At 67.3% G+C, this 26,074-nt stretch carries 23 protein-coding genes; 17 read left to right on the top strand and 6 right to left on the bottom strand.

The genetic code is table 11. The features are described 5' to 3' along the window. The first annotated feature begins 45 nt into the window (after positions 1 to 45). The 12 genes from QC821_RS04050 to tal are packed head-to-tail and all read left to right on the top strand — an operon-like array spanning position 46 to position 12,150. On the top strand, positions 46 to 933 hold the full coding sequence (locus QC821_RS04050; RefSeq protein WP_309717322.1) for a carbohydrate ABC transporter permease: 888 nt from the start codon (positions 46 to 48) through the stop codon (positions 931 to 933). 14 nt (positions 934 to 947) lie between these two features. Further along, positions 948 to 1,766, top strand: coding sequence for a carbohydrate ABC transporter permease (locus QC821_RS04045; RefSeq protein ID WP_309717320.1), 819 nt, complete (start codon positions 948 to 950; stop codon positions 1,764 to 1,766). Positions 1,767 to 1,779: 13 nt separating this feature from the next. After that, positions 1,780 to 2,943, top strand: a complete 1,164-nt coding sequence (locus QC821_RS04040) for an ABC transporter ATP-binding protein (protein ID WP_309717317.1) — start codon at positions 1,780 to 1,782, stop codon at positions 2,941 to 2,943. Continuing rightward, entirely contained in the window at positions 2,940 to 3,647 is a 708-nt protein-coding gene (locus tag QC821_RS04035) for an HAD family hydrolase (RefSeq protein ID WP_309717314.1), read from the top strand. The genes QC821_RS04040 and QC821_RS04035 overlap by 4 nt, the downstream gene beginning before the upstream one ends. Continuing rightward, on the top strand, positions 3,644 to 4,432 hold the full coding sequence (locus QC821_RS04030; RefSeq protein WP_309717312.1) for an L-iditol 2-dehydrogenase: 789 nt from the start codon (positions 3,644 to 3,646) through the stop codon (positions 4,430 to 4,432). Before QC821_RS04035 ends, QC821_RS04030 begins: the two co-directional genes overlap by 4 nt. A 3-nt stretch (positions 4,433 to 4,435) precedes the next feature. Further along, positions 4,436 to 5,389 carry a sugar kinase gene (locus QC821_RS04025; RefSeq protein ID WP_309717309.1) on the top strand — a complete coding sequence of 318 codons (954 nt, stop codon included), beginning with the start codon at positions 4,436 to 4,438 and terminating at the stop codon, positions 5,387 to 5,389. Next, entirely contained in the window at positions 5,386 to 6,681 is a 1,296-nt protein-coding gene (locus tag QC821_RS04020; protein ID WP_309717305.1) for a D-tagatose-bisphosphate aldolase, class II, non-catalytic subunit, read from the top strand. The genes QC821_RS04025 and QC821_RS04020 overlap by 4 nt, the downstream gene beginning before the upstream one ends. A gap of 23 nt (positions 6,682 to 6,704) precedes the next feature. After that, complete coding sequence (locus tag QC821_RS04015) at positions 6,705 to 7,454, top strand: GolD/DthD family dehydrogenase (RefSeq protein WP_309717302.1); 750 nt, start codon at positions 6,705 to 6,707, stop codon at positions 7,452 to 7,454. Between the two features lie 45 nt (positions 7,455 to 7,499). Next, entirely contained in the window at positions 7,500 to 8,120 is a 621-nt protein-coding gene (locus tag QC821_RS04010) for a nucleoside/nucleotide kinase family protein (protein ID WP_309717299.1), read from the top strand. A 45-nt stretch (positions 8,121 to 8,165) separates the two neighbouring features. Continuing rightward, positions 8,166 to 9,653 carry a mannitol dehydrogenase family protein gene (locus QC821_RS04005; RefSeq protein WP_309717296.1) on the top strand — a complete coding sequence of 496 codons (1,488 nt, stop codon included), beginning with the start codon at positions 8,166 to 8,168 and terminating at the stop codon, positions 9,651 to 9,653. After that, positions 9,653 to 11,143, top strand: coding sequence for a xylulokinase (gene xylB / locus QC821_RS04000; RefSeq protein ID WP_309717421.1), 1,491 nt, complete (start codon positions 9,653 to 9,655; stop codon positions 11,141 to 11,143). Before QC821_RS04005 ends, xylB begins: the two co-directional genes overlap by 1 nt. 44 nt (positions 11,144 to 11,187) lie before the next feature. Further along, positions 11,188 to 12,150: a transaldolase gene (gene tal, locus QC821_RS03995; RefSeq protein ID WP_309717293.1), complete on the top strand. Its 963-nt coding sequence runs from the start codon at positions 11,188 to 11,190 to the stop codon at positions 12,148 to 12,150. 4 nt (positions 12,151 to 12,154) lie between these two features. Here the strand turns inward: tal and QC821_RS03990 are convergent, their stop codons facing one another. Further along, a complete protein-coding gene (locus QC821_RS03990; RefSeq protein WP_309717289.1) occupies positions 12,155 to 12,466 on the bottom strand; it encodes a YqfO family protein in 312 nt (103 codons plus the stop codon). A 115-nt stretch (positions 12,467 to 12,581) separates the two neighbouring features. On the opposite strand from QC821_RS03990, the gene QC821_RS03985 reads away from it, so the two are divergent. Next, positions 12,582 to 13,427: a fructosamine kinase family protein gene (locus QC821_RS03985; protein ID WP_309717286.1), complete on the top strand. Its 846-nt coding sequence runs from the start codon at positions 12,582 to 12,584 to the stop codon at positions 13,425 to 13,427. A gap of 4 nt (positions 13,428 to 13,431) precedes the next feature. Here the strand turns inward: QC821_RS03985 and cynS are convergent, their stop codons facing one another. The 4 genes from cynS to QC821_RS03965 are packed head-to-tail and all read right to left on the bottom strand — an operon-like array spanning position 13,432 to position 17,123. Continuing rightward, positions 13,432 to 13,872, bottom strand: coding sequence for a cyanase (gene cynS / locus QC821_RS03980; protein WP_309717284.1), 441 nt, complete (start codon positions 13,870 to 13,872; stop codon positions 13,432 to 13,434). Beyond that, on the bottom strand, positions 13,865 to 14,827 hold the full coding sequence (locus tag QC821_RS03975) for an ABC transporter ATP-binding protein (protein WP_309717281.1): 963 nt from the start codon (positions 14,825 to 14,827) through the stop codon (positions 13,865 to 13,867). Before QC821_RS03975 ends, cynS begins: the two co-directional genes overlap by 8 nt. Before the next feature lie 16 nt (positions 14,828 to 14,843). Beyond that, positions 14,844 to 15,704, bottom strand: coding sequence for a nitrate ABC transporter permease (gene ntrB / locus QC821_RS03970; RefSeq protein WP_309717278.1), 861 nt, complete (start codon positions 15,702 to 15,704; stop codon positions 14,844 to 14,846). Positions 15,705 to 15,707: 3 nt separating this feature from the next. After that, complete coding sequence (locus QC821_RS03965) at positions 15,708 to 17,123, bottom strand: CmpA/NrtA family ABC transporter substrate-binding protein (RefSeq protein WP_309717276.1); 1,416 nt, start codon at positions 17,121 to 17,123, stop codon at positions 15,708 to 15,710. A gap of 291 nt (positions 17,124 to 17,414) precedes the next feature. On the opposite strand from QC821_RS03965, the gene QC821_RS03960 reads away from it, so the two are divergent. The 4 genes from QC821_RS03960 (at position 17,415) to QC821_RS03945 (ending at position 25,317) form a co-directional block, all read left to right on the top strand. Beyond that, a complete protein-coding gene (locus QC821_RS03960; protein WP_309717273.1) occupies positions 17,415 to 19,334 on the top strand; it encodes a sigma 54-interacting transcriptional regulator in 1,920 nt (639 codons plus the stop codon). Between the two features lie 154 nt (positions 19,335 to 19,488). Then, positions 19,489 to 20,730, top strand: a complete 1,242-nt coding sequence (locus QC821_RS03955) for an efflux RND transporter periplasmic adaptor subunit (protein WP_309717271.1) — start codon at positions 19,489 to 19,491, stop codon at positions 20,728 to 20,730. Then, entirely contained in the window at positions 20,730 to 23,867 is a 3,138-nt protein-coding gene (locus QC821_RS03950) for an efflux RND transporter permease subunit (protein ID WP_309717269.1), read from the top strand. Before QC821_RS03955 ends, QC821_RS03950 begins: the two co-directional genes overlap by 1 nt. Then, the gene (locus QC821_RS03945; RefSeq protein WP_309717266.1) at positions 23,860 to 25,317 is read left to right on the top strand and encodes an efflux transporter outer membrane subunit; all 1,458 of its coding nucleotides are present in this window, start codon (positions 23,860 to 23,862) and stop codon (positions 25,315 to 25,317) included. The genes QC821_RS03950 and QC821_RS03945 overlap by 8 nt, the downstream gene beginning before the upstream one ends. Positions 25,318 to 25,388: 71 nt before the next feature. Here the strand turns inward: QC821_RS03945 and QC821_RS03940 are convergent, their stop codons facing one another. Then, complete coding sequence (locus QC821_RS03940) at positions 25,389 to 26,000, bottom strand: TetR family transcriptional regulator (RefSeq protein WP_076746894.1); 612 nt, start codon at positions 25,998 to 26,000, stop codon at positions 25,389 to 25,391. Positions 26,001 to 26,074 lie beyond the last annotated feature (74 nt).

The raw sequence follows: 26,074 nt of genomic DNA, 5'->3' as shown, positions 1-26,074 counted from the left end.
GGCTCCCCGGCCGACCTTCGTATCTCAATCCCGAGTGGTAACACCATGCGTACTCGAGCTTCCGGGCGTACCGTAGGCGGCCTGCGTAGCCTGTCGCTGCAGGCGCCCGCCGTCACCCTGCTGCTGATCTGGATGCTGATACCACTGGGCATGACCCTGTGGTTCTCCTTCCAGCGCTACAACCTCATGATGCCGGGCATGGAGCAGTTCGCCGGCCTGGAAAACTATGAATATCTGTTTACCGACCCGGCGCTATGGCGGGCCATGGGTACCACCCTGGTACTGGTCGGTTCGGTGCTGGCGATCTCGGTGATCGGTGGGACCCTGTTGGCGGTGCTCTACCAGCAGGAGTTCTTGGGCCGCGGCGTGGCACGCGTGCTGGCGATCTCGCCGTTCTTCATCATGCCCACGGTCAGTGCACTGATCTGGCAGAACATGATGATGCACCCGGTCAATGGCGTACTGGCCTGGTTCGCCGGGCTATTTGGGCTACCGGCGATAGACTGGTTCTCCTCCTTCCCGCTGCTGTCGATCATCATCATCGTCGCCTGGCAGTGGCTGCCGTTCGCGCTGCTGATCCTGCTCACCGCGATGCAGTCGCTGGACGACGATCAGGTCGAGGCGGCACGCATGGACGGCGCCGGCCCGGTGGCAGTGTTCTTCTTCATCACTCTGCCGCATCTCAAGCGCGCCATCAGCGTGGTGATCATGATCCAGATGATCTTCCTGCTGACCATCTTCGCCGAAATCTACGTCACCACCTCGGGTGGACCCGGCCTTGCCACCACCAACCTGGCGTACCTGATCTACATGCGCGCACTGCTGGAATTCGACGTGGGGGGTGCCTCCGCCGGCGGGGTCATCGCCATCATCCTGGCCAATATCGTGGCGATCTTCCTGATCCGCATGGTCGCGAAGAACCTCGAAGACTAGCCGAAGGAGCCCTCATGAATACCTCACGACTACAGCGCTTTGTCCTGGCCGTGCTGGCCTGGAGCATCACCTTCGTGATCTTCTTCCCGATCCTGTGGATGATCCTCACCGGCTTCAAGACCGAGGCCCAGGCGATCGCCGACCCGACCCTGTTCTTCACGCCGACGCTGGATAGCTACGCCGCCGTGCAGAGCCGTGCCGATTATTTCCACTTCGCCTATAACAGCGTCTACGTCGCCTTCGGCTCGACCCTGCTGGCGCTGCTTATCGGCATCCCGGCGGCCTACTCGATGGCCTTCCTGCCCACCAAGCGCACCAAGGGCACCATGCTATGGATGCTCTCCACCAAGATGCTGCCGCCGGTGGGCGTGCTGGTGCCGATCTACCTGATCTTCCGCGACCTGGGCATGCTCGACACGCGTATCGGCCTGACCGTCATCTATACCCTGATGAATCTGCCGATCGTGATCTGGATGCTCTACACCTTCTTCAAGGACCTGCCCAAGGACATCCTCGAGGCGGGGCGCATGGACGGTGCCAACACCACTCAGGAAATGCTCTACCTGCTGATCCCGCTGACCCTGCCGGGGATTGCCTCCACCGGTCTGCTGTCGGTGATCCTGAGCTGGAACGAGGCCTTCTGGAGCCTCAATCTCACCAGTTCGCGAGCGGCTCCCCTGACCGCCTATATCGCTTCCTTCTCCAGTCCCGAAGGCCTGTTCTGGGCCAAGCTGTCGGCGGCCTCGACCATGGCGGTCGCGCCGATCCTGATCTTCGGCTGGCTCACCCAGAAACAGATGGTACGCGGCCTGACCTTCGGCGCCGTCAAGTAACAGGACTCCTAGCATGGCTACCTTACAGATCAAGCAAGTCGTCAAGCGTTTCGACGACACCGAAGTGCTCAAGGGCATCGACCTGGAGGTCAACGACCGTGAATTCGTGGTCTTCGTTGGCCCCTCGGGCTGCGGCAAGTCGACCCTGCTGCGGATCATCGCCGGACTCGAGAGTGCCACCTCCGGCGATCTGCTCATCGACGGTGAACGCATCAACGAGGTCGGGCCCGCGGATCGCGGCCTGGCGATGGTGTTCCAGAGCTATGCGCTCTATCCGCACATGACCGTTGAGGACAACATGGGCTTCAGCCTGCGCCTGGCCGGGGTCGGCAAGCAGGCGCGGCGCGACAAGGTGCTCGAAGCGGCGCGCATCCTGCAGCTCGAGCCGCTGCTCGACCGCAAGCCTAAGGCGCTCTCCGGCGGCCAGCGCCAGCGGGTGGCGATCGGCCGCGCCATCGTGCGCAACCCCAGCATCTTCCTGTTTGACGAGCCGCTCTCCAACCTCGACGCGGCGCTGCGGGTACAAATGCGCATCGAGCTGGCACGCCTGCATGAAGAGCTCGACGCCACCATGATCTACGTCACCCACGACCAGATCGAAGCCATGACCATGGCCGACAAGATCGTGGTGCTGCAGGGCGGCGTGGTGGAGCAGGTCGGTTCGCCGATGGAGCTCTATCACCATCCCTGCAACCGCTTCGTGGCGGGGTTCATCGGCTCGCCAAAGATGAATTTCCTGCCGGTCACGGCCCAGGCGGTGTCTGCCAGCGGGGTGCGCGTGGCGCTGCCCGGGGGCGGCACCAGCGAGGTGGCGGTGAACGGCGAGGAGGCCCAGGCGGGCGATGCCCTGGAGCTGGGCATTCGTCCCGAGCATCTGCTGCTCGACGACCAGGGGCCGCTGTCAGGGCAGATCAAGGTCATCGAGCGGCTGGGCGGCCAAACCTCGCTCTACGTCGAGATGGACGACGGCATCATTACCATCACTGCCGACGGCGATGTCACCTATCGCGTCAACGAGCGGGTGAACTTCGGCTTCGAACCCTCACGGGCACACCTGTTCGACGCCCAGGGCCTGGCCCTGGCGAGCCTGGCGCGTCATCCGCTCTCGGGGCTGGTGCGCCAGGACAGCCGCGAGCGGTCTGACAATAGCAGTGAGCGTCCCGAGGGCAGCCCATGAGGCCGACGCCGACCCTGATCTTCGACTGTGACGGGGTGTTGGTCGATAGCGAGGCGATCGCCGAGGCGACACTGATCGAGCTGCTCGGCGAGTGGCTGCCCGACCTGCACGCCGAGAGCGAACTGCGCCAGGCGCTGGGCATGACCACCGCCAATATCCTGCGCCATCTCGAGGCACTCAGCCGTCACCGGCTGCCTACCGATGCCACCCAGCGGGTCGATAGCATCATCGAGGCGCGGCTGGCCGAGGAGCTGCAGGCCATGCCCGGCGTCGCGGCGGCCATCGGCGCCATCCCGCTGCCCAAGGCGGTGGTCTCCAACAGCCGCCGCCAGCGGGTAGTGGCCTCGCTGGCCTGCACCGGGCTGGATGCCCTGCTCGGCGAGGCGCCGATCTTCACGGCCGATGAGGTCGAGCATCCCAAGCCCGATCCGGCCCTCTACCGCTTGGCCGCCGCGCGGTTGGGGGCAGATGCCGAGCAGTGCCTGGTAATCGAGGACAGCGTCGCCGGCGTCACCGCGGCCCACGCCGCCGGTATGACCGTGGTGGGCTTTATCGGTGCCAGTCATATCGAAGCGGGGCAGGCGGCGCGGCTTGAGGCCGCCGGCGCCTGGCGGGTGATCGACCATATGCAGCATCTGGCCGAGCTGGTCAGCGACTGGCGGGGTGCCGCGCAGAGCCTTCCTTCAAGGAGACGCAAGAGATGAAACTCAATGACAAGGTGGCCGTGATCACCGGCGGCGCCCGTGGCATCGGCCTGGCCATTGCCCAGGGCTACCTGGCCCAGGGCGCCAAGCTGGTCATCGCCGATATCGATCAGGCCGCCATCGATGCGGCACTGACGACCCTCGATGCCGATGGCCAGAGCGCGGGACGTCTGATGGGGGTGCGCCTCGACGTCTGCGACCATCAGGCCATCGAGGCCATGGTGGCGGAGGTCAGCGAGCGCTTCGGCGGCATCGATATCCTGGTCAACAACGCTGCGCTGTTCGACATGCAGCCGGTACTCGAGGTGACCGAAGCCAGCTACGACAAGCAGTTCAACGTCAACGTCAAGGGCCTGTTCTTCACCCTGCAGGCGGTGGCCAGGGCGATGGTCGCCCGCGGCCAGGGTGGGGCGATCATCAATATGTCGTCCCAGGCCGGGCGCCGCGGCGAGGCTTTGGTGAGCATGTATTGCGCCACCAAGGCGGCGGTGATCAGCCTCACCCAGTCCTGCGCGCTGGATCTGATCAAGCACGGCATTCGCGTCAACGGCATCGCTCCCGGGGTGGTCGACACGCCGATGTGGGGGGAGGTCGATGCGCTGTTCGCTCGCTATGAAGGGCGGCCGCTGGGCGAGAAGAAGCGCCTGGTCGGTGAGGCGGTGCCCTATGGCCGCATGGGGCGCCCCGAGGACTACGTCGGTCCGGCGCTGTTCCTGGCCTGCGACGACAGCGAGTACGTGGTAGCGCAGACCTTGAACGTCGACGGCGGCAACTGGATGAGCTGAGCCATGTTCGATATCACCACCAGCGGCGAGCTGCTCGCCGAGTTCATGGCCGAGGTCCGCGACCAGCGTTTCGACACCACCGGCCGCTTCCATGGCCCCTTTGCCAGCGGCGCCCCGGCGATCTTCGCCTCCCAGGCGGCGCGCATGGGCGCTCGAGTCGCCTACGCTGGCCGCGTGGGTGACGACGGCTTTGGTGACCTGATCGTGGCGCGATTGCGTGATGACGGCATCGACGTTGGCGCCGTGCAGCGCGATCTCGAGCGTCCCACCGGCACGGCCTTCGTCAGCTACCAGGCCGACGGCAGCCGCCGCTTCATCTTCAACCTGGCGCACAGCGCTGCCGGCCAGCAGACCCTCGACGAGGATCAGTTGGAGCGGCTGGCGGCGTGCCGCTACTGCCACGTGATGGGCTCGTCGCTGTCGTCGCCGGCGGCCATCGCCATCGTGCGACGGCTGGTGGCGCGGGTCAGGGATAACGGCGGGCAGATCAGCTTCGATCCCAATGTGCGCGATGAGCTGATCGAGCGTCCCGGCGTACGCGAGGCGCTGCTCGAGCTCGTCGCCGGCTGCGATATCTTCCTGCCCAGCGATGCCGACCTCGAATGGCTGGCCGCTGCGGGCGAGGACGCCGAACGAACCGCGCAGCGGCTGCTGAGCGAGCAGCGCATGTCGCTGCTGGTGCTCAAGCGGGCCGCGGCGGGCTGCCGGGCCTACACCGCCAGCGAGGTGATCGAGGTGCCCGGCCTTAGCGTGGAGGAGGTCGACCCCACCGGCGCCGGTGACTGCTTCGGCGGTGCGCTGATCGCCGCCCTGGCCGCCGGCTGCGAGCTTCACCAGGCGTTGCGACTGGCCAATGCCGCCGGCGCCCATGCCGTGACGGTGCTGGGGCCGATGGAGGGCTGCAGCGACCTTGCCACCCTGGAGCAGCGGCTCGCCGCTGTGGGAGAGACGCAATGACTCATCCTCTCGACGAGATCGTGGCCGCCAACCGGCGCGGTGAGATGTGCGGCATTCCCTCGGTGTGCTCGGCCCACCCGCTGGTGCTCGAGGCCGCCATCGAGCGAGCCCAGGCAGATGCCACGCCGCTGCTGGTCGAGGCGACCTGCAACCAGGTCAATCAGCAGGGCGGCTACACCGGCATGACGCCGGCCGACTTTCGCGACCGGGTGCTGGCCCTGGCGGCACGGTGGGGCTTGCCCGAGGCGCAAATGATCCTCGGCGGGGACCATTTGGGGCCGTCGCCGTGGCAGGCCGAGTCCGCCGAGGCGGCCATGGCCAAGGCCGAAGCGATGGTAGCGGCCTACGCCGCGGCTGGTTTTACCAAGCTGCATCTCGACGCCAGCATGCCCTGCGCCGATGACCCGCCGGCGCTCGACGATGCCACGGTGGCGGCCCGGGCCGCGCGCCTGGCCCAGGCCGCCGAACAGGCCGCAGGGGTGCAGCGCAACCGGCTGCGCTACGTGATCGGCACCGAAGTGCCGGTGCCCGGCGGTGCCCAGGAACACCTCGACAGCCTTGCCGTGACCGGTACCGCCGAGCTGCAGGTAACCCTCGAGACCCATCGCCAGGTGTTTGCCGCCCATGGGCTGAGCGAGGCCTGGCAGCGCGTGCGTGGGGTAGTGGTGCAGCCCGGGGTGGAGTTTGGTCATACCGAGGTGATCGACTTCGTGCCGGCCGCCGCCGCTGAGTTGAGCGCCGCCATCCACGCCTGGCCCAACCTGGTGTTCGAGGCCCACTCCACCGATTACCAGACGCCGCGGGCCTACCGCGAGCTGGTGAAGGGCCACTTCGCGATCCTCAAGGTGGGGCCGGCGCTGACCTTCGCTCTGCGCGAGGCGCTGTTCGCCCTCGACCATATTGCCCTGGAAACGCCGGCGGTGGCGTGGAAGACGCCGCTGCGCGAAACCCTGGAGGTGGCCATGCGCGTCGAGCCGCGCTACTGGCAGGCCTACTACGAGGGGAGTGTCGACGAGCAGCGCTTCGCCCGTCGCTACAGCCTCAGCGACCGCAGTCGCTACTACTGGGCGCAGCCCGAGGTGGCCGCTGCGGTCGAGGCGCTGTTCGACGCACTCGACGCGGCAGCGATACCGCCGACGCTGATCAGCCAGTACCTGCCGCAGCAGTATCAGGCGATCCGTCGCGCTGAGCTGGCCGCCGATGCCCGCGCGCTGGTGCGCCACCATATCGACCGCACCCTGGGTGCCTACGCCGAGGCCTGTGTGCCGCCCGACTGGCGTGCCGCCGGCTGACCCCGCCTTTCAGGAGAGAACCGATGGGCAATCTGCAGTTCGATTTCGCGGGCCAGGTGGTGCTGATCACCGGTGCCGCCAACGGCATCGGCAAGACGCTTGCCGAACGCTTCGCCGCCAGCGGCGCGCGGCTGGTGCTGGTGGACCGCAGTGAGTCGCTGCATCAACTGGCCGCCGCGCTGCCCGGCGAGGCGCTGGTTGCAGTGCACGACGTGGCCGATGAAGCCGCCGTCATGGCCAGCGTGGCCGAGGCCTGCCGGCATTTCGGCGGTATCGACGTGCTGGTCAACAACGCCGGTATCGGCCCGCTGGATGCCGCCGAGGCGATGTCCAGCGAGCTCTGGGACCAGACCCAGGCGGTCAATCTGCGCGGTGTCTTTCTGTTCTGCCGCGAGGTCGGCAAGGCCATGCTGGCGCGCGGCGCAGGACGCATCGTCAACCTGGCCTCCCAGGCCGCCAGTGTCGGCCTCGACGGCCACCTGGCCTACTGCACCAGCAAGGCCGGGGTGCTGGGCCTGACCCGCACCCTGGCGCTGGAGTGGGGGCCGCGGGGGATCACCGTCAACGCGGTGTCGCCCACCGTGGTCGAGACCGAGCTGGGCCGCTACGGCTGGGCGGGAGAGAAGGGCGAGCGCATGAAGGCGCTGATCCCCACCCGGCGTTTCGCCCAACCGGAGGAGATCGCCGCCGCCGTGATGTATCTGGCGGCGAGCGAGGCGGCCATGGTCAACGGCGCCGATCTGCGTATCGACGGCGGTTACACGGCGATCTAGGCGCGGCATCATGGGCCTTCGTTGATTCGCAAAGGAGAGCTCCACGTGAGCCAAGAACTGCATGCCATTGTCCAGCGCATCATCGCCGCCGCGGCGGATGCCGAGCGCTTCGTGGTCGCCCTGGCCGGCCCGCCGGGGGCCGGCAAGTCGACGCTGTCGGAGCAGCTGTGGCAGGCCATTGATGCCGAGCTGCCCGGCCAGGTGGTGGTGGTGCCGATGGATGGCTACCACTTCGACAACGCGGTGCTGGGCGCCGAGCAGGTCCCGTTCAAGGGCGCGCCGCACACCTTCGACGTCGCTGGCCTGCATGCCGACCTGCTGCGCATTCGTCGCGCCGACGCAGCGGTCGCGGTACCGGTCTTCGACCGCCCCCTCGACCTGGCCCGGGCCGGCGGGCGCATCGTCGCGCTGGGGCACCGCATCATCCTGGTCGAGGGCAACTACCTGCTGCTCGACCAGGCGCCGTGGTGCGATCTGGCGCCGCTGTTCGACCTCAGTGTGATGCTCGAGGTCGACGACGACGAGCTCGAACGACGCCTGGTGGAGCGCTGGCGGGGCATGGGCCAGGACCCTGAGGCCGCTCTCGACAAGGCGCGCAACAAGGACATGCTGAATGCCCGGCTGGTCAAGCGGCATTCGCGAACCCCCGACCTGGTCTGGCGCTGACGCCGGGCCCTGGCGGGCCGAACACTCTTGCACTGGAGACACGCCATGACACCCCTCGACACCACTACGCTGCCCAGCCTGCCCGCCGAGGTGGCTCGCCCGTGCTACGCCCGCGGTGCCGTCACGGCGGGGATCGTGCATATCGGCGTGGGGGGCTTCCATCGCGCCCACCAGGCCATGTACCTGGATGTCCTGATGAACCAGGGCGAGGCCTTCGACTGGGGCATCGTCGGGGTCGGGGTGATGCCTGGCGACAAGCGCATGCAGCAGGCACTGGCGGCCCAGGATTACCTCTATACCCTGGTGGTCAAGCATCCCAACGGCCGCTACGAGCCGCAGGTCATCGGCAGCATGATCGACTACCTGTTCGCGCCGGACGACCCCGAGGCGGTGATCGAGCGCATGGCCGACCCGGCGATCCGCATCGTCTCGCTGACCGTCACCGAGGGCGGCTACAACTTCCACCCGGTGAGCGGCGAGTTCGACCTCGACAACCCCCAGGTGCGTGCCGACCTCGCCGAGCCGAGCCGGCCGAGCACGACCTTTGGCCTGGTGGTGGAAGCGCTGGTGCGGCGTCGTGCCCGGGGCATCGCCCCGTTCACGGTGATGTCCTGCGACAATATTCAGGCCAATGGCGATGTCGCCAAGCACATGTTCAGCGCCTATGCCCGGGCTCGGGACGCTGAACTGGGCGAGTGGCTGGCCGCCGAGGTGGCGTTCCCCAACTCGATGGTAGACCGCATCACTCCGGTGACCGCACAGGCCGACATCGACGAGCTGGCCGCCCGCTTCGGTGTCAGCGATGCCTGGCCGGTGGTCTGCGAGCCTTTCACCCAGTGGGTGCTGGAGGATCACTTCGGCGCCGGGCGGCCGGCCTTCGAGAAGGCCGGGGTGCAGGTGGTCGAGGACGTCGAGCCCTACGAGCTGATGAAGCTGCGGCTGCTCAATGCCAGCCACCAGGCGCTGTGCTATTTCGGCTACCTGGCCGGCTACCGCTACGCCCACGAGGTGTGCCAGGATCCGCTGTTCGTCGATTTCCTGCTCACCTACATGCGCGAGGAGGGCAGTCCGACCCTGGCTGCCGTGCCCGGCGTCGACCTCGAGCAGTATCGCCTGACGCTGATCGAGCGCTTCGCCAATCCGCAGATCAAGGACACCCTGGCGCGGCTGTGCGCGGAGAGCTCCGACCGGATTCCCAAGTGGCTGGTCCCGGTGATCCGCGAACAGCTCGCCCGCGGCGGCGAGATCCGCCTCAGCGCGGCGGTGGTGGCGAGCTGGGCGCGCTACGCCGAGGGCGTCGATGAAGAGGGCCAGCTGATCGAGGTGGTGGATCGCCTCAAGGAGTCATTGATGGCCTTGGCGCAGCGTAACCGCGAGCAGCCGACCGCCTTTATCGAGAATGCCGAGCTGTTCGGCGACCTCGCCGAGCAGCCGCGCTTCCGTGAGGCGTATCTGGCAACGCTTGCCTCGCTGCAAGAACGCGGCGCACGCGCTACCCTCGAGACACTGATTCAGTCGAAAGGGACGGCATGATGTATATCGGGGTGGATTGCGGAACCCAGAGCACCAAGGTGGTGGTGGTCGACGTCGAACGTGGAGCGATTCTCGCCGAGGCCAGCCGGCCCCATTCGCTGATCGAGGGCGACCACGGCCGCCGCGAGCAGGACCCCGGCGAATGGGTCACGGCGCTGCGCGGCGCCCTCGGCGAGGCGCTGGGCCTGGCGGCCATCGACCCGCTGGCGATACGCGCCATTGGCGTCTCCGGCCAGCAGCACGGGCTGGTGGCGTTGGATGGCAGCGGCGAACCGGTCTATCCGGCCAAGCTGTGGTGCGATACCGAGACCGCCGCGCACAATGCCGCCCTGGTCGAACAGCTGGGCGGCGAAGCCGGCTGCCTCGACAAGCTCGGCCTGGTGCTGCAGACCGGCTACACCGCCTCCAAGCTGGCCTGGCTGCGCGAGCGCGAGCCGCAGGCCTATCGACGCATCGAAAGCCTGCTGCTGCCCCACGACTACCTCAACTTCTGGCTCACCGGCGAGCGCGTCACCGAGGCCGGCGATGCCTCGGGCACCGGCTACTTCGACACCCGGGCGCGCACCTGGCGCGAGGATGTGTTCGCCGCCATTGCCCCCGAGCTCGACCCCGCGCGGGTGCTGCCGCGCATCATCGAGGCCAGCGAGCCGGCCGGCACGCTGCGCCCGGCGCTGGCGCGCGAGCTCGGCTTATCGCCGGAGGTGCTGGTATCGAGCGGCGGCGGCGACAATATGCTCGGCGCCATCGGTACCGGTAATATCACCCCGGGGCTGATGACCATGAGCTTGGGAACTTCGGGTACGCTGTGCGCCTACTCGCCGGCGCCGGTGATCGCCGACAGTGCCATGGTTGCCAACTTCTGTTCGAGCACCGGCGGCTGGCTGCCGCTGATCTGCACCATGAACGTAACCTCGGCCACCACCCGGGTGCGCGAGCTGTTCGGCCTCGACCTCGCCACCTTCGGCGAGCGTATCGCCAGCGCCCCGGTAGGCGCCGAGGGCGTGACTGTGCTGCCGTTCTTCAACGGCGAGCGGGTGCCGATGCTGCCCGAGGCCACGGCGAGTTTTCTCGGCCTGAACGGTGTCAACGTCACCCAGGCCAACCTGTGCCGCGCGGTGATGGAGGGGGCAACCTTCGGCTTGCGCTACGGCCTGGACCTGTTCGGCTCGCTGGCCGAGGGGGCCAGCCAGATTCGCCTGATCGGCGGCGGGGCCAAGAGTCCGGTATGGCGACAGATGGTCGCCGACGTTACCGCGACACCGGTCATCTGCCCCGAGGTCACCGATGCCGCGGCGCTGGGTGCCGCACTGCAGGCCGCCTGGTGTCATCAGCATGCCCACGGTGTAACGCTGGAGGCGCTGTGCGCCCGGCTGGTGCATCTCGATGCCGGCTCGCTGGCCGAGCCCGAGCCGGGTGCGGTGGCGGCCTATCGCGAGGTCTACGCCCGCTACCACCGGGCACTGGCCGAGCGCCACGCCCTGGCGCCTTGACCCGCCGTCACCTTCGTTACTCATTTTACCAGGAGCGCTATTACATGACGTCCACTAGCCAACTCGACCAGCTCAGGCGCCATTCGCTGGTGGTCGCCGACACCGGCGATCTCGAGGCGATCCGCCGCTACCAGCCGCAGGATGCCACCACCAATCCCTCGCTGCTGCTCAAGGCCTTCGCGCTGCCCGGCTATCAGGAGCTGATCGACGCCGAGCTGGCGGCGGTCAAGTCGGAGGGCGTGGATCGCGACACGCGCCTGGCCCACGCCGTGGATCGGCTGGCGGTGGCGATCGGCAGCGAGATCAGCCGTCTGGTGCCGGGTCGCGTCTCCACCGAGGTGGCGGCACGCCTCTCCTTCGATACCCAGGCCAGCATCCGCAAGGCGCATGAGCTGATCGAGCTATATGGCCGCCACGGCGTGGGGCCGGAGCGGGTGCTGATCAAGCTGGCCTCGACCTGGGAGGGCATTCGCGCCGCCGAAGTGCTGGAGCGCGAGGGCATCCAGTGCAACCTGACGCTGCTGTTCAGCGAGGCCCAGGCCCAGGCCTGTTTTGATGCCGGGGTGTTTCTGATCTCGCCCTTCGTCGGGCGTGTCACCGACTGGTACAAGAAGGAGACCGGCCGCGACTATGCGCCCGACGAGGATCCCGGCGTGCAGTTCGTGCGTGGCGTATGTGAGCGGGCCAATCCCGGCGGCTATGAGACGGTGGTGATGGGCGCCAGCTTTCGCACCACCGGCCAGGTGCTGGCGCTGGCCGGCTGCCCGCGGCTTACCATCTCGCCGGCGCTGCTCGAAGAGCTGGCGGCGAGCGACGGCGAGGTGACGCCCAAGATCGCCATGCAAGCCGCTGCTGACGCCGTACCGACGCCACCTCTCGATGAGGCGGCGTTCCGCTGGGGCCACAACCAGGACGCCATGGCCAACGACAAGCTAGCCGACGGGATTCGCCGCTTCCATGACGACCAGGCCGCCCTCGAGGCGCTGATCGACGAGCGCCTGGGCTGACGCGTTACAGCTCCTCCAGCCGCCACACATCGTAGGCCGGCTCCTCGTAGGGGTGGGCCAGCTTGAGGGCGGCCACGGCGGCCTGAATGACGCCGTCCTCGCAGACCAGCTCGACCTTGAGCTCCTCGACATGCTCCAGCTCGCCGACCGCGCCGATATGCGGGTCGGCGCCGTCCAACGGCCTGAACTGGCCGCGGCCGAGGGTCTCGAAACAGCACGCCTCGTAGTCGCCGATGCGCCCGGCGCCGGTCTCGAACACCGCCTCCTTGACCGTCTCGGCGGCGTCCAGCGGGACGAAGAAAGCCAGTTTGTACATGCTATCGCTCCTCTCGGATGTATTGCGCCCTTGTGCCATAGCCGTGGGCGCTTTGCCAGCCGGGGGGGCGGTCATGGCAGGATGGGATCAGCCGACACCATCAGGGGAGGGCATCATGGAGGCAACGCTTGGGGAGCTGCTGGCGTCGCTGGCGCTGACGCCGCGGGGCGAGCTTCGCGCCATGACGGGGGGCGACATCGCCGCCGTCTACTGGCTCGATACCGACCAGGGCGCGGTGGTGGTCAAGCGTGACGATAGCCAGCGGCTGGCCGGCGAGGCCGATGGCCTCGAGGCGCTGCGCGCCGCCGATAGCGGCCTGGTGGTGCCCGAGGTGCTGGGTCAGGCGGGCGAGTGGCTGGTGATGGAGGCGCTGCACGCCTCGCGGCGTGAGGCGGGGGATGCCTTGGTGCTTGGCCAGGGGCTGAGGGCACTGCATGCGCACAGCGCAGCCGAACACGGCTGGCCGCGGGACAACGCCTGCGGGCTGACCCCTCAGCCCAACGCGCCGTTGAGCGACGGGCGGGCGTTTCAGCGCCAGCGGCGCCTGCTACCGCTGGCCGCCGCCTGCCATGAGCGCGGCCTGCTGGACGCCGGCCTGCGCCGGCGCCTCGAGACCCTGGCCGAAGGCCTGGAGAGCTGGCTGCCGGATGCCCCGGCGAGCCTGCTGCACGGCGACCTGTGGAGCGGCAACGTGCTGTATACCCCGCGCGGGCCGGCGCTGATCGATCCGGCGGTGTATCGCCACTACCCGGAGGTCGACCTGGCCATGCTGACGCTGTTCGGCGCTCCCGGGGAGGCCTTCTTCGAGGCCTACTGGAACGGCGACGCCCCGGCCGACTGGCCGAGGCGCGAGGCGCTGTTCCAGCTCTATCCGCTGCTCAACCACCTGCTGCTGTTCGGTGGTGGCTATCGCGGCGGGGTCGAGCGGGCGGTGGCGCGGGTCGAGTCCTACCAGGACTAGCTGTTTACCAAGATTTATATGGCAGGAACTTGCCGCTCAGGGTCAGCAGCACCCGGTCGCCCTTGGGATCCTCGACCTTGTCGACCTCCATGGTGAAGTCGATGGCGCTCATGATGCCGTCGCCGAACTTCTCCTGGACCACGTCCTTGAGCGTTTCGCCGTAGACGCCCACCACTTCGTAGAGGCGATAGACGAAGGGATCCTGGGGGATCGCTTCGTCCCAGGCCTTGGTGGGGAAGGCCTTGAGCGCGTCGGCCGCCTCGCTGTCGACGCCGAGCACGTCGCACAGCTTGTGGGCCACCTCGTGGCTGGCACTGTTCATGCCGTAGCAGGCCGAGGCGACCCACACCGGCGACATGCCGACGGCGCTGCCGATCGCGTCCCAGCTGAGCTGTTTGCGCGCCTTGGCGGCGAGCAGGGTGTGGCGCATTTCGAGCTTATCCATGATGCGTCTCCTTGGGAGTGAAGCTGACCAGGGTGTCGTGGGTATTGTCGGCATCCGCGGCGCGGCCGCCGGATGCCGAGGGGCTGTCGGCCGCGGACGAGGCGTGCTCGACCGGGTTGACCGATTCGGGGTAGCGCAATCCGCGCTGGTCGAGATCGGCGGTGCGCAGCTCGCCGGAGCGGTTCACCAGGAAATCGACCAGGTAGTTGCGGATGGTGTAGAAGTGCGGATGCTTGACGATCTCGCCGCGCTGGCGCGGCCGCGGCAGGTCGATCTCGACGGCCTCGGCGATACGCGCCTCAGGGCCGTTGGTCATCAGGAAGATACGATCGGCGAGCAGGATCGCCTCGTCGACGTCGTGGGTGATCATGAACACCGTCTGCTGATCCTGGCTCCAGATCTTGATCAGCTCGTCCTGGATGACGCCACGGGTCAGGGCGTCCAGCGCCCCGAACGGTTCGTCGAGCAGCAGCAGCTTGGGCTTGGTGGCGAAGGCGCGGGCGATACTCACTCGCTGGCGCATGCCGCCGGAGAGCTGCGCTGGCTTGCGGTCCACCACGTCCTTGAGGCCGACCATCTCGAGATAGGCGAGGCTATGCTCGGTGACCTTGGCGTCGCTCCACTCCTTCCAGCGGGCGCGTACGCCGAAACGCACGTTCTCCAGCGCCGACAGCCACGGCAGCAGGCTGTAGTTCTGAAACACCACGCCGCGCTCGAGGCCCGGGCCATCGATCTCCTTGCCCTCCATCACCATGGCGCCGTCGCTGAACTGATCGAGGCCGGCCAGGGCGTTCATGATCGTCGACTTGCCGCAGCCGGAGTGGCCGATGATGCAGACGAACTCGCCTTTCTCGAGCTGGAAGCTGACGTTCTCGAACACCGTCAGGTCGGGCTCGCCCTTGGCGCCTGGGAAGCGCTTGGCGGCTTGCTGGACTTCTACGAAGGCGTGACTCATGTCTCTCTCCTCAAGGTTATTCCTGGTAGGCGACCAGCTTGGCGACGGCACCGAGGGCCAGGTCGAGCAGCATGCCCACCACGCCGATCAGCAGGATCGAGAAGATCACGCTGGTCAGGTCGAGGTTGTTCCACTCGTTCCACACGTAGTAGCCAATGCCGGTGCCGCCGACGAGCATCTCAGCGGCGACGATCACCAGCCAGGCGATGCCGATGGAGATGCGCATGCCGGTGAGAATGGTCGGTGCCGCGGCGGGCAGGATCACCTGGAAGGCGGTCTTGAGCGGCGACAGCTCATGGGTGCGCGCGACGTTGACCCAGTCCTGCCTGACCCCGGCTACGCCGAAGGCGGTATTCAGCAGCATTGGCCAGATCGAGCAGATGAAGATCACGAAGATCGCCGAGGCCTGGGCGTCGCGGATGATGAACAGCGCCAGCGGCATCCAGGCCAGCGGCGAGATCGGTCGCAGCACCTGGATAAAGGGGTTGAGCGCCTTGTAGGCCAGCGGTGACATGCCGATCAGGAAGCCGATAGGGATCGCGATCAGCGCCGCGGCGAAATAGCCGGTCAGTACCCGGAACAGCGAGTAGCCAAGCTGGATGCCGATGCCCTTGTCGTTGGGGCCGGCATCGTAGAAGGGATCCGACAGCTGCTCCCAGGCGCGCACCACGATCGCCGAGGGCGGCGGTACGCTGGCGGTCTCGTCGGCGCCGGCCATCAGCTGCTCGTACTCGCTGAGTTCGCCGCCGCCAGCCCCCAGGATCGGCGCGCGGTTGAGGCCCTCCCAAAGGCCGACGAACAGCGCCAGCAGCAGTACGGCAAGGATGCCGGCGCGGACGTTGAGGCTGAAGTTCCACTCGGTGGTCGTGCGGTCCATGAGTTAGCTCCTGCGGATGTCGAAGCTGTCGAGATAGGCTTCGGGATCGGTGTAGTCGAAGGTCTTGCCCATGATCTGGTAGTTGCGCGAGGTCTCTTGCGGGGCCTCGTAGCCCAGCTCGCGCATCACCTCGCCGGCTTCGCTGGCCAGGAACACATCGCGGGCCACCTGCTGGTAGTCGACATCGCCGTCGATATAGCCCCAGCGCTTCATCTGGGTCAGGATCCACACCGCCATGGAGTGCCAGGGGAAGGGGTCGAAATCGATGCGGTCGGGGACGTCGCGCACCTCGCCCAGGCCGTCGGCGAAACGCCCGGTCAGGACCTGCTCGATGACGTTGACCGGCTGGTTGAGGTAGTTGGTGGGGGCAATGGCCTCGGCGATCTCGGAGCGGTTGGCAGGGTCCGAGGAGTACTGGGTGGCGTCGATGATCGCCCGCAGCAGCGCGCCGTAGGTATTGGGGTTCTCGCGGGCGAAGGTGGCGCTGGTGGCGAAGGCGCAGCACGGATGACCGTCCCAGATCTCCTGGGTCAGCAGGTGGATGAAGCCGATGCGCTCGTAGACCGCACGCTGGTTGAACGGGTCCGGTGACAGGAAGCCGTCGATGTTGCCGGCGCGCAGGTTGGCGACCATCTCGGGCGGCGGGATGACGCGGATCTGGATGTCCTGGTCGGGGTCGAGGCCGTGCTCGGCGACGTAGTAGCGCAGCAGGAAGTTGTGCATCGAGTACTCGAAGGGCACGCCGAAGGTGAAGCCCTTCCACTGCTGCGGGTCGCGCTTGTCCTGGTGGTCGAGGTGCAGCACGATCGCCTGGCCGTTGATGTTCTCGATGGCCGGGGTAATGAAGGAGCGGCGACTGGAGCCGGCGCCGAGGCTCATCGCCAGCGGCATCGGTGACAGCATGTGCGCGGCATCGAAGGTATCGTTGAGCGAGTTGTCGCGGATCAGCGCCCAGCCAGCGGTCTTGATGACGTTGACGTCGAGGCCATAGCGCTCATAGAAACCCATCGGGTGGGCCATGATGATCGGTGTGGCACAGGTGATGGGAATGAAGCCGACGTCCAGTTCGGTCTTCTCCAGCGGGCCAAGATCCTCCTTGACCGCCGCCTTGATGGCGTCCATGGGGAACAGGCTGGCCAGCGCGGCGGCCACGGTGCCGCCGCCGACCAGTTTCATGAACTGGCGGCGATGCATATCGCTATGGCCGAACATGCCGCGCACCAGCGCGCTCTCGACCACGCGATCCATCATCTCCTCGCTGTTGGCGGGCTGCGCAGCGTCGCGCTTGGTGCCATCGGAGGCGAGGCGTGCCGCGGCGTCGTGGCGGCAGTCGTGGCAGTCGCAGTGGCGGCCATGAATCAACGACTGGCGATGATCGAAGGGGTTGCCCAGGCTGTTGTGTTCGTTGTGATCGCTCATGTTGTTGTTCACCTCATGGAAGCAGTGGGACGTCGGGATGCGCCGCGGTGGTGCAGTAGCGGGAGTTACGGCGACGCTAGGACAACCATTGCCAGGCCCGTGCCAGTTACCGCCAAGGAACAGATAGTCGTTGTCATACAGTGGGTTGGCGGTACTGGATGGCGTCCGGGAGGGAGTGGTCGGTAATCACGAAATTTCGTCATCTACGATATTTCGTTGGTTTTTATACGAAATATCGTCACTGGCGCGGGTTTTGTATGACCTTGGGCATGTGCCATTGAGGAGCCCGCCATGCCCCCTGTATCGCCCCTGCATCAGCGCGTCTTCCTGCAATCGCCCCAGGCCATGCTGGTGGTCGATCCGTTAGCCGATCAGCTGCTGGAGGCCAATCCCGCCGCCAGCCGCCTGCTGGGCGGTGACGCCGAGGCGTTGGCAAGCCGGCCAGTCAGCCATTTCCTGGGCGCATCGCTGCCGCTGTGGGTGAGCTTTACCGATGAGGTGCTGACCCGCTCGCCGGGCTGGTCGGATGACCTGGTGGTGCTCGACCTGGCCCGCCAGCCGCACAACGTCGAGGTATTCGGCCAGCGCCTCGACGATGGCCAGACGCTGCTGTTGACCCTGACCGACCGCGACCAGGCAGAGCAGCGCCGTGCCAAGGCCGACCTGCGTCGCCAGCACCGCCGCGGCCACGTCGGCTGGGAGCGGGTCGAGCAGGTCTTCGAGCGTATCGAGCGCCAGAATCAGCTGATCCTGGGCGCCGCCGGGGAGGGGATCTACGGCCTCGACGCCGAGGGCAAGACCACCTTCGTCAATCCCGCCGCCGAGCGCATCCTGGGCTGGAGCAGCGACGACATGGTCGGTCACGATGCCCACCTGATGTTTCACCACACCCACGCCGACGGCAGCCATTTCCCGGTGCAGCAGTGCCCGATCCACGCCTCGTTCAGCGACGGCCAGGTGCATCGCGTCGACGACGAAGTGTTCTGGCACAAGAACGGCGAGGCGATCCCGGTGGAGTACACCAGCACGCCGATCTTCGAGATGGGGCGGTTGGTGGGGGCGGTGGTGCTGTTCCGCGATATTCGCGAGCGCAAGCGCGCCGAGCAGCAACTGCGCGACGCCCTGGCCGAAGTCGAGTCGCTCAAGCAGCGTCTCGAACTCGAGAACCAGTACCTGCAGGAGGAGATCAAGGCCGAGCTCAACCACCGCGAGATCGTCGGCGAGAGCCCGGCGGTGGTGCAGCTGATCCGCCAGATCGCGCTGGTCGCGCCCACCGATGCCAATGTCCTGATCAGCGGCGAGTCGGGCACCGGCAAGGAGCTGATCGCCCGCGCCATTCACGTCGGCAGCGAGCGCAGCGACCGGCCGCTGATTCGCGTCAACTGCGCGGCGATTCCCCACGACCTGTTCGAAAGCGAGTTCTTCGGCCATGTGAAGGGCGCCTTCACCGGCGCCGTCAACGATCGGCCGGGGCGCTTCGAGCTGGCCGATGGCGGCACCCTGTTTCTCGACGAGGTGGGCGAAATTCCGCTGGCGCTGCAGAGCAAGCTGCTGCGGGTGCTTCAGGATCAGCAGTTCGAGCGGATTGGCGGCAATCGCACCCGCGAGGTGGATGTGCGGGTGATCGCCGCCACCAACCGCGACCTGCGCGATATGATCGAGGCCGGCGAGTTTCGCGAGGACCTCTATTTCCGCCTCAATGTCTTCCCGATCGAATCGGTGCCGTTGCGCAGCCGCATCGAGGATGTGCCGCTGCTGGCCCGGCACTTCCTGCAGCGCGCCTGCCAGAAGTTCAACAAGCCGGGGGTGAGGATCCCGCCGGCCCAGCTGCAGATCCTGCAGCGCTACCCCTGGCCGGGTAACATTCGTGAACTGGAGAACGTCATCGAACGCCAGGTGATCGTTACCCAGGATCGGCGCCTGATGTTCGACGACCTGCTGCTCGGCGAGCCGCCGAGCCCGCGCCGTGAGCCATCCGAGCCGGCGGTCACGGCAGCTGATGCCAGCGCGCCGCTGCCGGAGCAGGAACTGTGCCGCCGCCAGCGCGACAACGCCATCGCCGCGCTGCAGCGCTGTGCGGGCAAGGTCTCGGGCCGCGATGGCGCCGCCGAGCTGCTGGGCCTCAAGCCGACCACGCTGTTCTCACGGCTGCGCAAGTGGGGCGTCGAGCCGCGTGACTATCGCCGCCGTGACGCCGCGAGCGATGCTTGACCTCAAGTATGGTTAAGCCGCTAGGGTGCCGGCTGTTCACATAAATTGACCTGGTACAAGCCTGGCATACATACATGAATGTAACTATAATGCGCACCTTTCCCGGTGGCTCGAGGACGGAGCCACTTATACGTTTCACACCTGGAGGCACCTCATGCGACTGGCACCCCGAGCGGGCGTGACCCCGATTCGAACCCTGCTGTTGGCAGGGCTGATCAGCGTAGGCTTGGCGGCCTGTGGTCAGAACGGCGAGGATGAGGAGGGGCCTCCGGGCGGCGAGGCGGGTGGGCCACCGCCGACCACGGTATCGGTGATCAGCGTCGAGCCGCGCGACGTCGAGGTGGTGCAGGAGTACGCCGGGCGCGCCCGCGGCTCGCGTGAGGTCGAGGTGCGAGCCCGGGTCGAGGGGATCCTGCAGGAGCGCCTCTATACCGAGGGCCAGGTGGTCGAGGAGGGCGAAGCGCTGTTTCGCATCGACCGCGAGCCCTACGAGATCGCGCTGCGCCGCGCCGAGGCCGAGCGGGCCAATGCCCAGGCCGATCTCAACCAGGCGCGCCGCGAGTGGCAGCGGATCTCGTCGCTGTTCGATCAGAACGCGGTCAGCGAGCGCGAGCGTGATACTGCCCTGTCGGGACGCGAGCTGGCCGAGGCGCGCTATGCCCTGGCCGATGCCGGCGTCGCCGACGCCCAGCTCAATCTCGACTACACCGAGGTCACCGCGCCGCTGGCGGGGGTAACCGGGCTCGAGAGCTTCCCGGAGGGCAGCTTGATCGATCGTGGCCAACTGCTGACCAGCGTCACCCAGCAGGATCCGATCCACGTGCGCTTCTCGCTGCCCGAGAACGATGCCGCCCTGCAGCGCACCGCGCGCCGGGCGATGGCCGCCAGCGGTGCCGAGTCGCCCCGCGAAGCGACGCTGATCCTGCCTGACGGCAGCGACTATGACCAGGCTGGCCAGGTCGACTTCACCGACAGCACCATCGACCCGCGCACCGGCAGCGTGTCGGCGCGGGCAGTCTTCCGCAACGCCGACGGCGAGGTGGTGCCGGGGCAGTTCGTGCGTGTGCGGGTGGTGGTGCAGACCCTCGAGGATGCCTTCCTGATTCCGCCCCAGTCAGTTGGCCAGGGCGCCGAGGGCCCTCAGGTATTCGTCGTCGACGACGACGACAAGGCCCAGGCGCGCAGCGTACAGCTGGGGCCAGTGCAGCAGGGCCAGCAGATCATCATTGGCGGCCTCGAGCGCGGCGACCGGGTGGTGGTCAACGGCCAGGTGGCACTGCAGGACGGCATGGATGTCTCGGCGTCGGAGATCGAGGACGACGAGGAGGCCGCCGAAGAGGCCGAGCAGTCGGCGTTCGACGCTGAACAGCAAGTCCCCGATGACGAGGAGGCGTGATGCTCAGGTTCTTCATTGACCGGCCGATCTTCGCCTCGGTCATCTCCATTGTCATCGTGCTGGCGGGGCTTGCCGCGCTGCGCGCACTGCCGGTGGAGCAGTACCCCGACGTGGTGCCACCGCAGATCGTGGTGCAGGCCAACTACCCCGGCGCCAGCGCCGAGGTGCTGTCCGAGGCGGTGGCGGCGCCGCTCGAGCAGGAGATCAACGGCGTCGACGACATGATCTACATGGAGTCGAGTGCCACCGATGCCGGCAGCCTGCAGATCACCGTCTCGTTCGAGATGGGGACCGATCCTGACCAGGCGGCGATCAACGTCAACAACCGCGTGCAGGCTGGCCTGGCGCGGGTGCCGCAGCAGGTCCGCGACCAGGGCGTGCGGGTCGAGGCGCGCTCCACCAATATCCTGATGGTGCCGGTGATGTACTCGCCGGACGGCAGCCAGGATCCGCTGTTCATCTCCAACTATGCGCTGCTCAACGTACTCGACGAGCTGGTGCGTATTCCCGGGGTTGGCGACGCCTCGCTGTTCGGTGCCCAGGACTACTCGATGCGGGTGTGGCTGTCGCCGGACAAGCTGTCGCAGTTCGACCTGACGCCGTCCGACGTTGCCGCGGCGATCCGCGAGCAGAACGCCCAGTTCGCCGCCGGCCAGCTGGGCGCCGAGCCCTCGGTGGACGACCAGGCGTTCACCTTCACGGTGACCACCCGCGGCCAGCTCTCCGACCCGGAGGAGTTCGAGAACATCATCCTGCGCGCCGACGAGGATGGTGGCAGCCTGCGCCTGGGCGACGTGGCGCGGGCCGAGCTGGGGGCCCAGAACTACGCTTTCTCGGCCACCTATAACGGCCAGAACGCGGTGCCCATGGGCATCTACCTGCAGCCTGGGGCCAACGCCCTGGAAACCGCCGACGCGGTGCGTGATGCGCTGGATGACATCGCCACGCGCTTCCCCGAAGGCGTCGAGTACACCATCCCCTACGACACTACCGAGTTCGTCGAAATCTCGATCCAGGAGGTGTTCATCACCCTGCTGGTCGCAGTGGCACTGGTGGTGCTGGTGACTTTCCTGTTCCTGCAGCACCTGCGCGCCACGCTGATTCCGGTGGCGGCGATCCCGGTATCGCTGATCGGCACCTTCACCGGCATGTTGGCGCTGGGGTTCTCGGTCAACCTGTTGACGCTGTTCGGGCTGGTGCTGGCGATCGGCATCGTGGTCGATAACGCCATCATCGTACTCGAGAACGTCGACCGGCTGATGCGCGAGAAGGGCATGGAGGCTCGCGAAGCCTCGATCAAGACCATGCAGCAGGTGGCCGGGGCGGTGCTCTCCTCGACCCTGGTGCTGGTGGCGGTGTTCGCCCCGGTGACCTTCCTCGGCGGCCTGACCGGCGAGCTCTACCGCCAGTTCGCGGTGACCATCGCCATCTCGGTGGTGGTCTCCGGGGTGGTGGCCCTGACCTTGACGCCGGCGATGTGTGCGCTGCTGCTGGACGGCCAGAAGCACAAGGTGGCCAAGCCCTTCGAGCTGTTCAACCGCGGCTTCGACAAGCTCACCAACGGCTTCGCCTGGGTGGTACACAAGCTGTTGCGGCATGCCGTGATCGGCTGCGTGCTGTTCATCGGCGTGCTGGCGGTGACGGTCTTCTCGATGAGTCGCATGGCTCCGGGCCTGGTGCCCCAGGAGGACCAGGGCGTGGCGCTGGTGGTCTACCAGCTGCCGGCGGTGTCGGCGCTGTCGCGCACCGAGAGCGTGCGCGACCAGGTCTCGGCGATGCTCACCGACATGGACGAGGTGGACCAGTTCACCAGCTTCGCAGGCTTCGACATCATTGCCGGTTCGCTGCGCAGCAACGCCGGGGTTGGCTTTGCCAACCTCGCCGACTGGAGCGAGCGTACCGGTGAAGGGCAGGATGCCGCCTCGCTGGCGGGCCGCATCATGGGCATGGGCGCGGGCATCCCCGAGGCCAACGTGCTGGCCTTCACGCCGCCGCCGATCCAGGGGCTGTCGCTGACCGGTGGGGTCGAGGGGTATCTCGAGGTGCGCGGCGACAGCACGCCTGACGAGATCGCCGAACTGGCCCAGCGGCTCTCCGCGGCGGCCAACGAGCGACCCGAACTGGTCAATGCGCGCTCCACCCTGGACACCAGCATCCCGCGCTATCACGCCGAGGTCGATCGCGAGAAGGCCCGCGCCATGGGCGTGCCGATCAACCAGATCTTCGAGACCATGCAGAGCACCTTCGGCTCGCTGTACGTCAACGACTTCACCCTGGCCGGGCGCAACTGGCAGGTGAACCTGCAGTCGGAGGCCGAGTTCCGCGGCCAGCCGGAAGACCTCAACAAGGTCTTCGTGCGTTCCGACAGCGGCGAGATGCTGCCGCTGTCGACCCTGGTGACGCTGGAGCGCACGCCGGGGCCGGACATCATCAACCGCTTCAACGTCAACAGCGCCGCCAAGTTCCTGGCCGATGCCGCACCCGGCTATACCACCGGCCAGGCCAAGGAGGCGATGGACGCGGTGGCCGCCGAAGTGCTGACCGACGGCAACTCCTCGCTGGGCTGGACCGGCGAAGCCTATCAGCTCGACGCCGCGGCGGGGGCCGGTGGCCTGGCCTTCGGCCTGGGGCTGGTGATGGTGTTCCTGATCCTGGCCGCCCAGTACGAGCGCTGGACCCTGCCGCTGGCGGTCGCCTCGGCGGTGCCGTTCGGGGTGCTGGGGGCGTCGCTGGCGGCGATGCTGCGAGGCTTCCCCAACGACATCTACTTCCAGGTGGGCCTGCTGGTACTGATCGGCCTGGCGGCCAAGAATGCCATCCTGATCGTCGAGTTCGCCGCCCAGAACCGGCGCGCCGGGATGTCCTCCTTCGACGCCGCCATGGCCGCTGCCCGGCAGCGTTTCCGCGCCATCATCATGACCGCGCTGACCTTCATCATCGGCACGCTGCCGCTGGTGTTCGCCAGCGGCGCGGGGGCGGCAAGCCGCCAGGAAATCGGCACCGTGGTGGTGGGCGGCATGATCTTCGCCAGTACCCTGGCGCTGCTGTTCGTGCCACTCTTCTATAAACTGATGGACGATCTGGGCTCGCGTCGCCGCGCCCGTCGTCTCGAGCAGAGAGAGCAGAAGCATGCCTAAGCCGAATGCAGCGGGCGTCTCACGCCTGGCCGCGCCGCTGATCCTGGCCGCGCTGCTGGCCGGCTGCGCCGTGGGGCCCGATTACCGGGCCCCGGATATCGCCCTGCCCGACGAGTGGCCGGAGCACGTGCTGCTGGCCGCGGAGGAGCGCAGCGAGTGGCGTCACTGGTGGCGCCAGTTCGAGGACCCGCGGCTCGACGCGCTGGTCGAGCGCGCCGCCGCCGAGAACCTGGATATCCGCCTGCAGCTGGCGCGGATTCAGGAAGCGCGGGCACAGCTGGGCCTGGCGCGGGCCGAGCAGTTGCCCTCGGTGGGTGCCCAGGCCGAGGCGTCTCGCGACCGCACCCCGGCCACCACCTCGCCGTTCGGCGTCGAATCCACCGGCAATACCTTCTCGGTGGCCGGCCAGCTGAGCTATGAGATCGATCTGTGGGGGCGGCTGGCACGTGAGCGCGAGGCCTCCGAGGCGCTGCTCGAGGAGAGCGTATTCGCCCACGATGCGGTGCGCCTCAATGTCATCACCGACGTGGTGGCGACCTACTTCGACCTCAAGAGCGCCGAGCAGCAGCGGCGTATCACCGAGAGTACCCTGGAGTCGCGGGAGGAGACTTTCCGCCTCGAGCAGATCCGCTTCGATTCCGGCGAGACCGACGAGTTGGCGCTGCGCCAGGCCCAGTCGGAGCTCGAGACCACCCGCGCCCAGCTGCCGGCCCAGGTGCAGCGCGTGCGCTCGCTGGAGGGCGCGTTGGCCGCGCTGGTAGGACTGTCGCCGGCCGAGCTGTTCGACGAGCTCGACTTCGGCGATACCCAGCTCGACGACATCGCGCTGCCCTCCGGCGTACCGACCATGCTGCCATCGACACTGCTCCAGCGGCGCCCGGACATTCGCTCTGCCGAGGCCGGCCTGGTCGCCGCCAATGCCGGAATCGGCATCGCCGAGGCTAGTCGTCTGCCGAGCCTCAACCTCAGCGGACTGCTCGGCACCGCGGCCGGCGATGCCAGCGATCTGTTCACCTCGGCGGCTCAGACCTGGGGGCTGGGGGCCACGGTAATGGGGCCGATCTTCGATTTTGGCCGTTCGCGCTCGCGCATCGATACCGCTGAGGCGCTGTCCGAGCAGGCCGAAGCGCAGTATCGGGCCACCGTGAACCTGGCCTTCAACGAGGTGCGCGATGCGCTGGTCAGCTACGAGACCAGCGGTGATCGGGTCGAGGCGACCCGCCAGCAGGTGGAGGCGATCCGCCGTACCCAGGAGCTGGCCGAGGTGCGCTATCGCGAGGGCTTCGTCGGCTTTATCGAGGTGCTGGATGCCCAGCGCGCGCTGCTCTCCGCCGAGCTGGCGCTGGCCGAGGCGGTGCGCGACCGCTTGACCGCCACCGCGACGCTGTTCAAGGCGCTGGGCGGCGGCTGGGAGAGCGATCTGCCCGGCGAGCAGCCCGCCGACGTCTGACGCCGCGCGCAGTGCCACAATGCAGCGGGCCGCCCCATGGGGCGGCCCGCTGTTTTTTTAAGAGGGCAACGTCAGCGGCGCATCATATGTAGCAGGCTGCCAAGCAACTCCTCGCCGCGCTCGCGGATCGAATAGCGCTCGGGGCCGCGCAGCCAGTCGTGGAAGAGTCCGCCGAGGGTCGCTTGGAGCATCCGGGCGGCGGTCTCAGGGGAGAGGTCGTCGCGCAGCTGGCCGAGCTCATGGGCGCGTCGCAGCTGTTGGCATATCTCGACGTGACACTCCTCGGCCAGACGGTCCTGCATCTCCAGCGGATTGATGTCGCTGAAGAATTCGCAGCGATGCAGTAGGATCGCGTGGACCCGGTGACTGCTGGGCTGCTCGAGTCTTATGAAGCCATTGTCGAACGCCACGCGCAGCGCCTCCAGCGGGTCGTCGAGCAGGTGTGGGTGGTGCAGGGTATCGACCAGTTCTTCGAACGGCATGCGCACGCGTTCGATCAGCGCCATGAACAAGTCGGCCTTGTTCTTGAAGTGCCAGTAGAGGGCGCCGCGGGTCATCCCGGCGTGGCGGGCGATCTGCTCCAGCGAGGTGCGCGCCACGCCGTTGTCGAAGAACACCTCCTCGGCGGCGTCCAGCAGGGCTTCACGGGTGGCTTCTGCCTCGGCTTTGGTTCGTCTGGCCATGGGGTGGCGTTCTCGCAGCGGTTACGGTCATGGCGGCATTGTACCGCAATGCAGGCATACTTACATTCGTGACT

It is taken from the genome of Franzmannia qiaohouensis (assembly GCF_031451695.1).
Taxonomy (GTDB): domain Bacteria; phylum Pseudomonadota; class Gammaproteobacteria; order Pseudomonadales; family Halomonadaceae; genus Franzmannia; species Franzmannia qiaohouensis.
The sequence above is the reverse complement of the archived record's forward strand: the minus strand, read 5'-3'. Positions and strand labels throughout refer to the sequence as shown.

Bases quoted from the DNA above. Each gene is read 5' to 3' on its own strand.
- QC821_RS04040 (WP_309717317.1), top strand. From the start codon at position 1,780: ATGGCTACCTTACAGATCAAGCAAGTCGTCAAGCGTTTCGACGACACC.
- QC821_RS03975 (WP_309717281.1), bottom strand. From the start codon at position 14,827: ATGAGTCACGCCTTCGTAGAAGTCCAGCAAGCCGCCAAGCGCTTCCCA.
- QC821_RS04030 (WP_309717312.1), top strand. From the start codon at position 3,644: ATGAAACTCAATGACAAGGTGGCCGTGATCACCGGCGGCGCCCGTGGC.
- QC821_RS03940 (WP_076746894.1), bottom strand. From the start codon at position 26,000: ATGGCCAGACGAACCAAAGCCGAGGCAGAAGCCACCCGTGAAGCCCTG.
- QC821_RS04020 (WP_309717305.1), top strand. From the start codon at position 5,386: ATGACTCATCCTCTCGACGAGATCGTGGCCGCCAACCGGCGCGGTGAG.
- QC821_RS04005 (WP_309717296.1), top strand. From the start codon at position 8,166: ATGACACCCCTCGACACCACTACGCTGCCCAGCCTGCCCGCCGAGGTG.
- QC821_RS04035 (WP_309717314.1), top strand. From the start codon at position 2,940: ATGAGGCCGACGCCGACCCTGATCTTCGACTGTGACGGGGTGTTGGTC.
- QC821_RS03985 (WP_309717286.1), top strand. From the start codon at position 12,582: ATGGAGGCAACGCTTGGGGAGCTGCTGGCGTCGCTGGCGCTGACGCCG.
- QC821_RS03955 (WP_309717271.1), top strand. From the start codon at position 19,489: ATGCGACTGGCACCCCGAGCGGGCGTGACCCCGATTCGAACCCTGCTG.
- tal (WP_309717293.1), top strand. From the start codon at position 11,188: ATGACGTCCACTAGCCAACTCGACCAGCTCAGGCGCCATTCGCTGGTG.
- ntrB (WP_309717278.1), bottom strand. From the start codon at position 15,704: ATGGACCGCACGACCACCGAGTGGAACTTCAGCCTCAACGTCCGCGCC.
- QC821_RS04045 (WP_309717320.1), top strand. From the start codon at position 948: ATGAATACCTCACGACTACAGCGCTTTGTCCTGGCCGTGCTGGCCTGG.
- QC821_RS03945 (WP_309717266.1), top strand. From the start codon at position 23,860: ATGCCTAAGCCGAATGCAGCGGGCGTCTCACGCCTGGCCGCGCCGCTG.
- QC821_RS03990 (WP_309717289.1), bottom strand. From the start codon at position 12,466: ATGTACAAACTGGCTTTCTTCGTCCCGCTGGACGCCGCCGAGACGGTC.
- cynS (WP_309717284.1), bottom strand. From the start codon at position 13,872: ATGGATAAGCTCGAAATGCGCCACACCCTGCTCGCCGCCAAGGCGCGC.
- xylB (WP_309717421.1), top strand. From the start codon at position 9,653: ATGTATATCGGGGTGGATTGCGGAACCCAGAGCACCAAGGTGGTGGTG.
- QC821_RS04015 (WP_309717302.1), top strand. From the start codon at position 6,705: ATGGGCAATCTGCAGTTCGATTTCGCGGGCCAGGTGGTGCTGATCACC.
- QC821_RS04050 (WP_309717322.1), top strand. From the start codon at position 46: ATGCGTACTCGAGCTTCCGGGCGTACCGTAGGCGGCCTGCGTAGCCTG.
- QC821_RS03950 (WP_309717269.1), top strand. From the start codon at position 20,730: ATGCTCAGGTTCTTCATTGACCGGCCGATCTTCGCCTCGGTCATCTCC.
- QC821_RS04025 (WP_309717309.1), top strand. From the start codon at position 4,436: ATGTTCGATATCACCACCAGCGGCGAGCTGCTCGCCGAGTTCATGGCC.
- QC821_RS03960 (WP_309717273.1), top strand. From the start codon at position 17,415: ATGCCCCCTGTATCGCCCCTGCATCAGCGCGTCTTCCTGCAATCGCCC.
- QC821_RS03965 (WP_309717276.1), bottom strand. From the start codon at position 17,123: ATGAGCGATCACAACGAACACAACAGCCTGGGCAACCCCTTCGATCAT.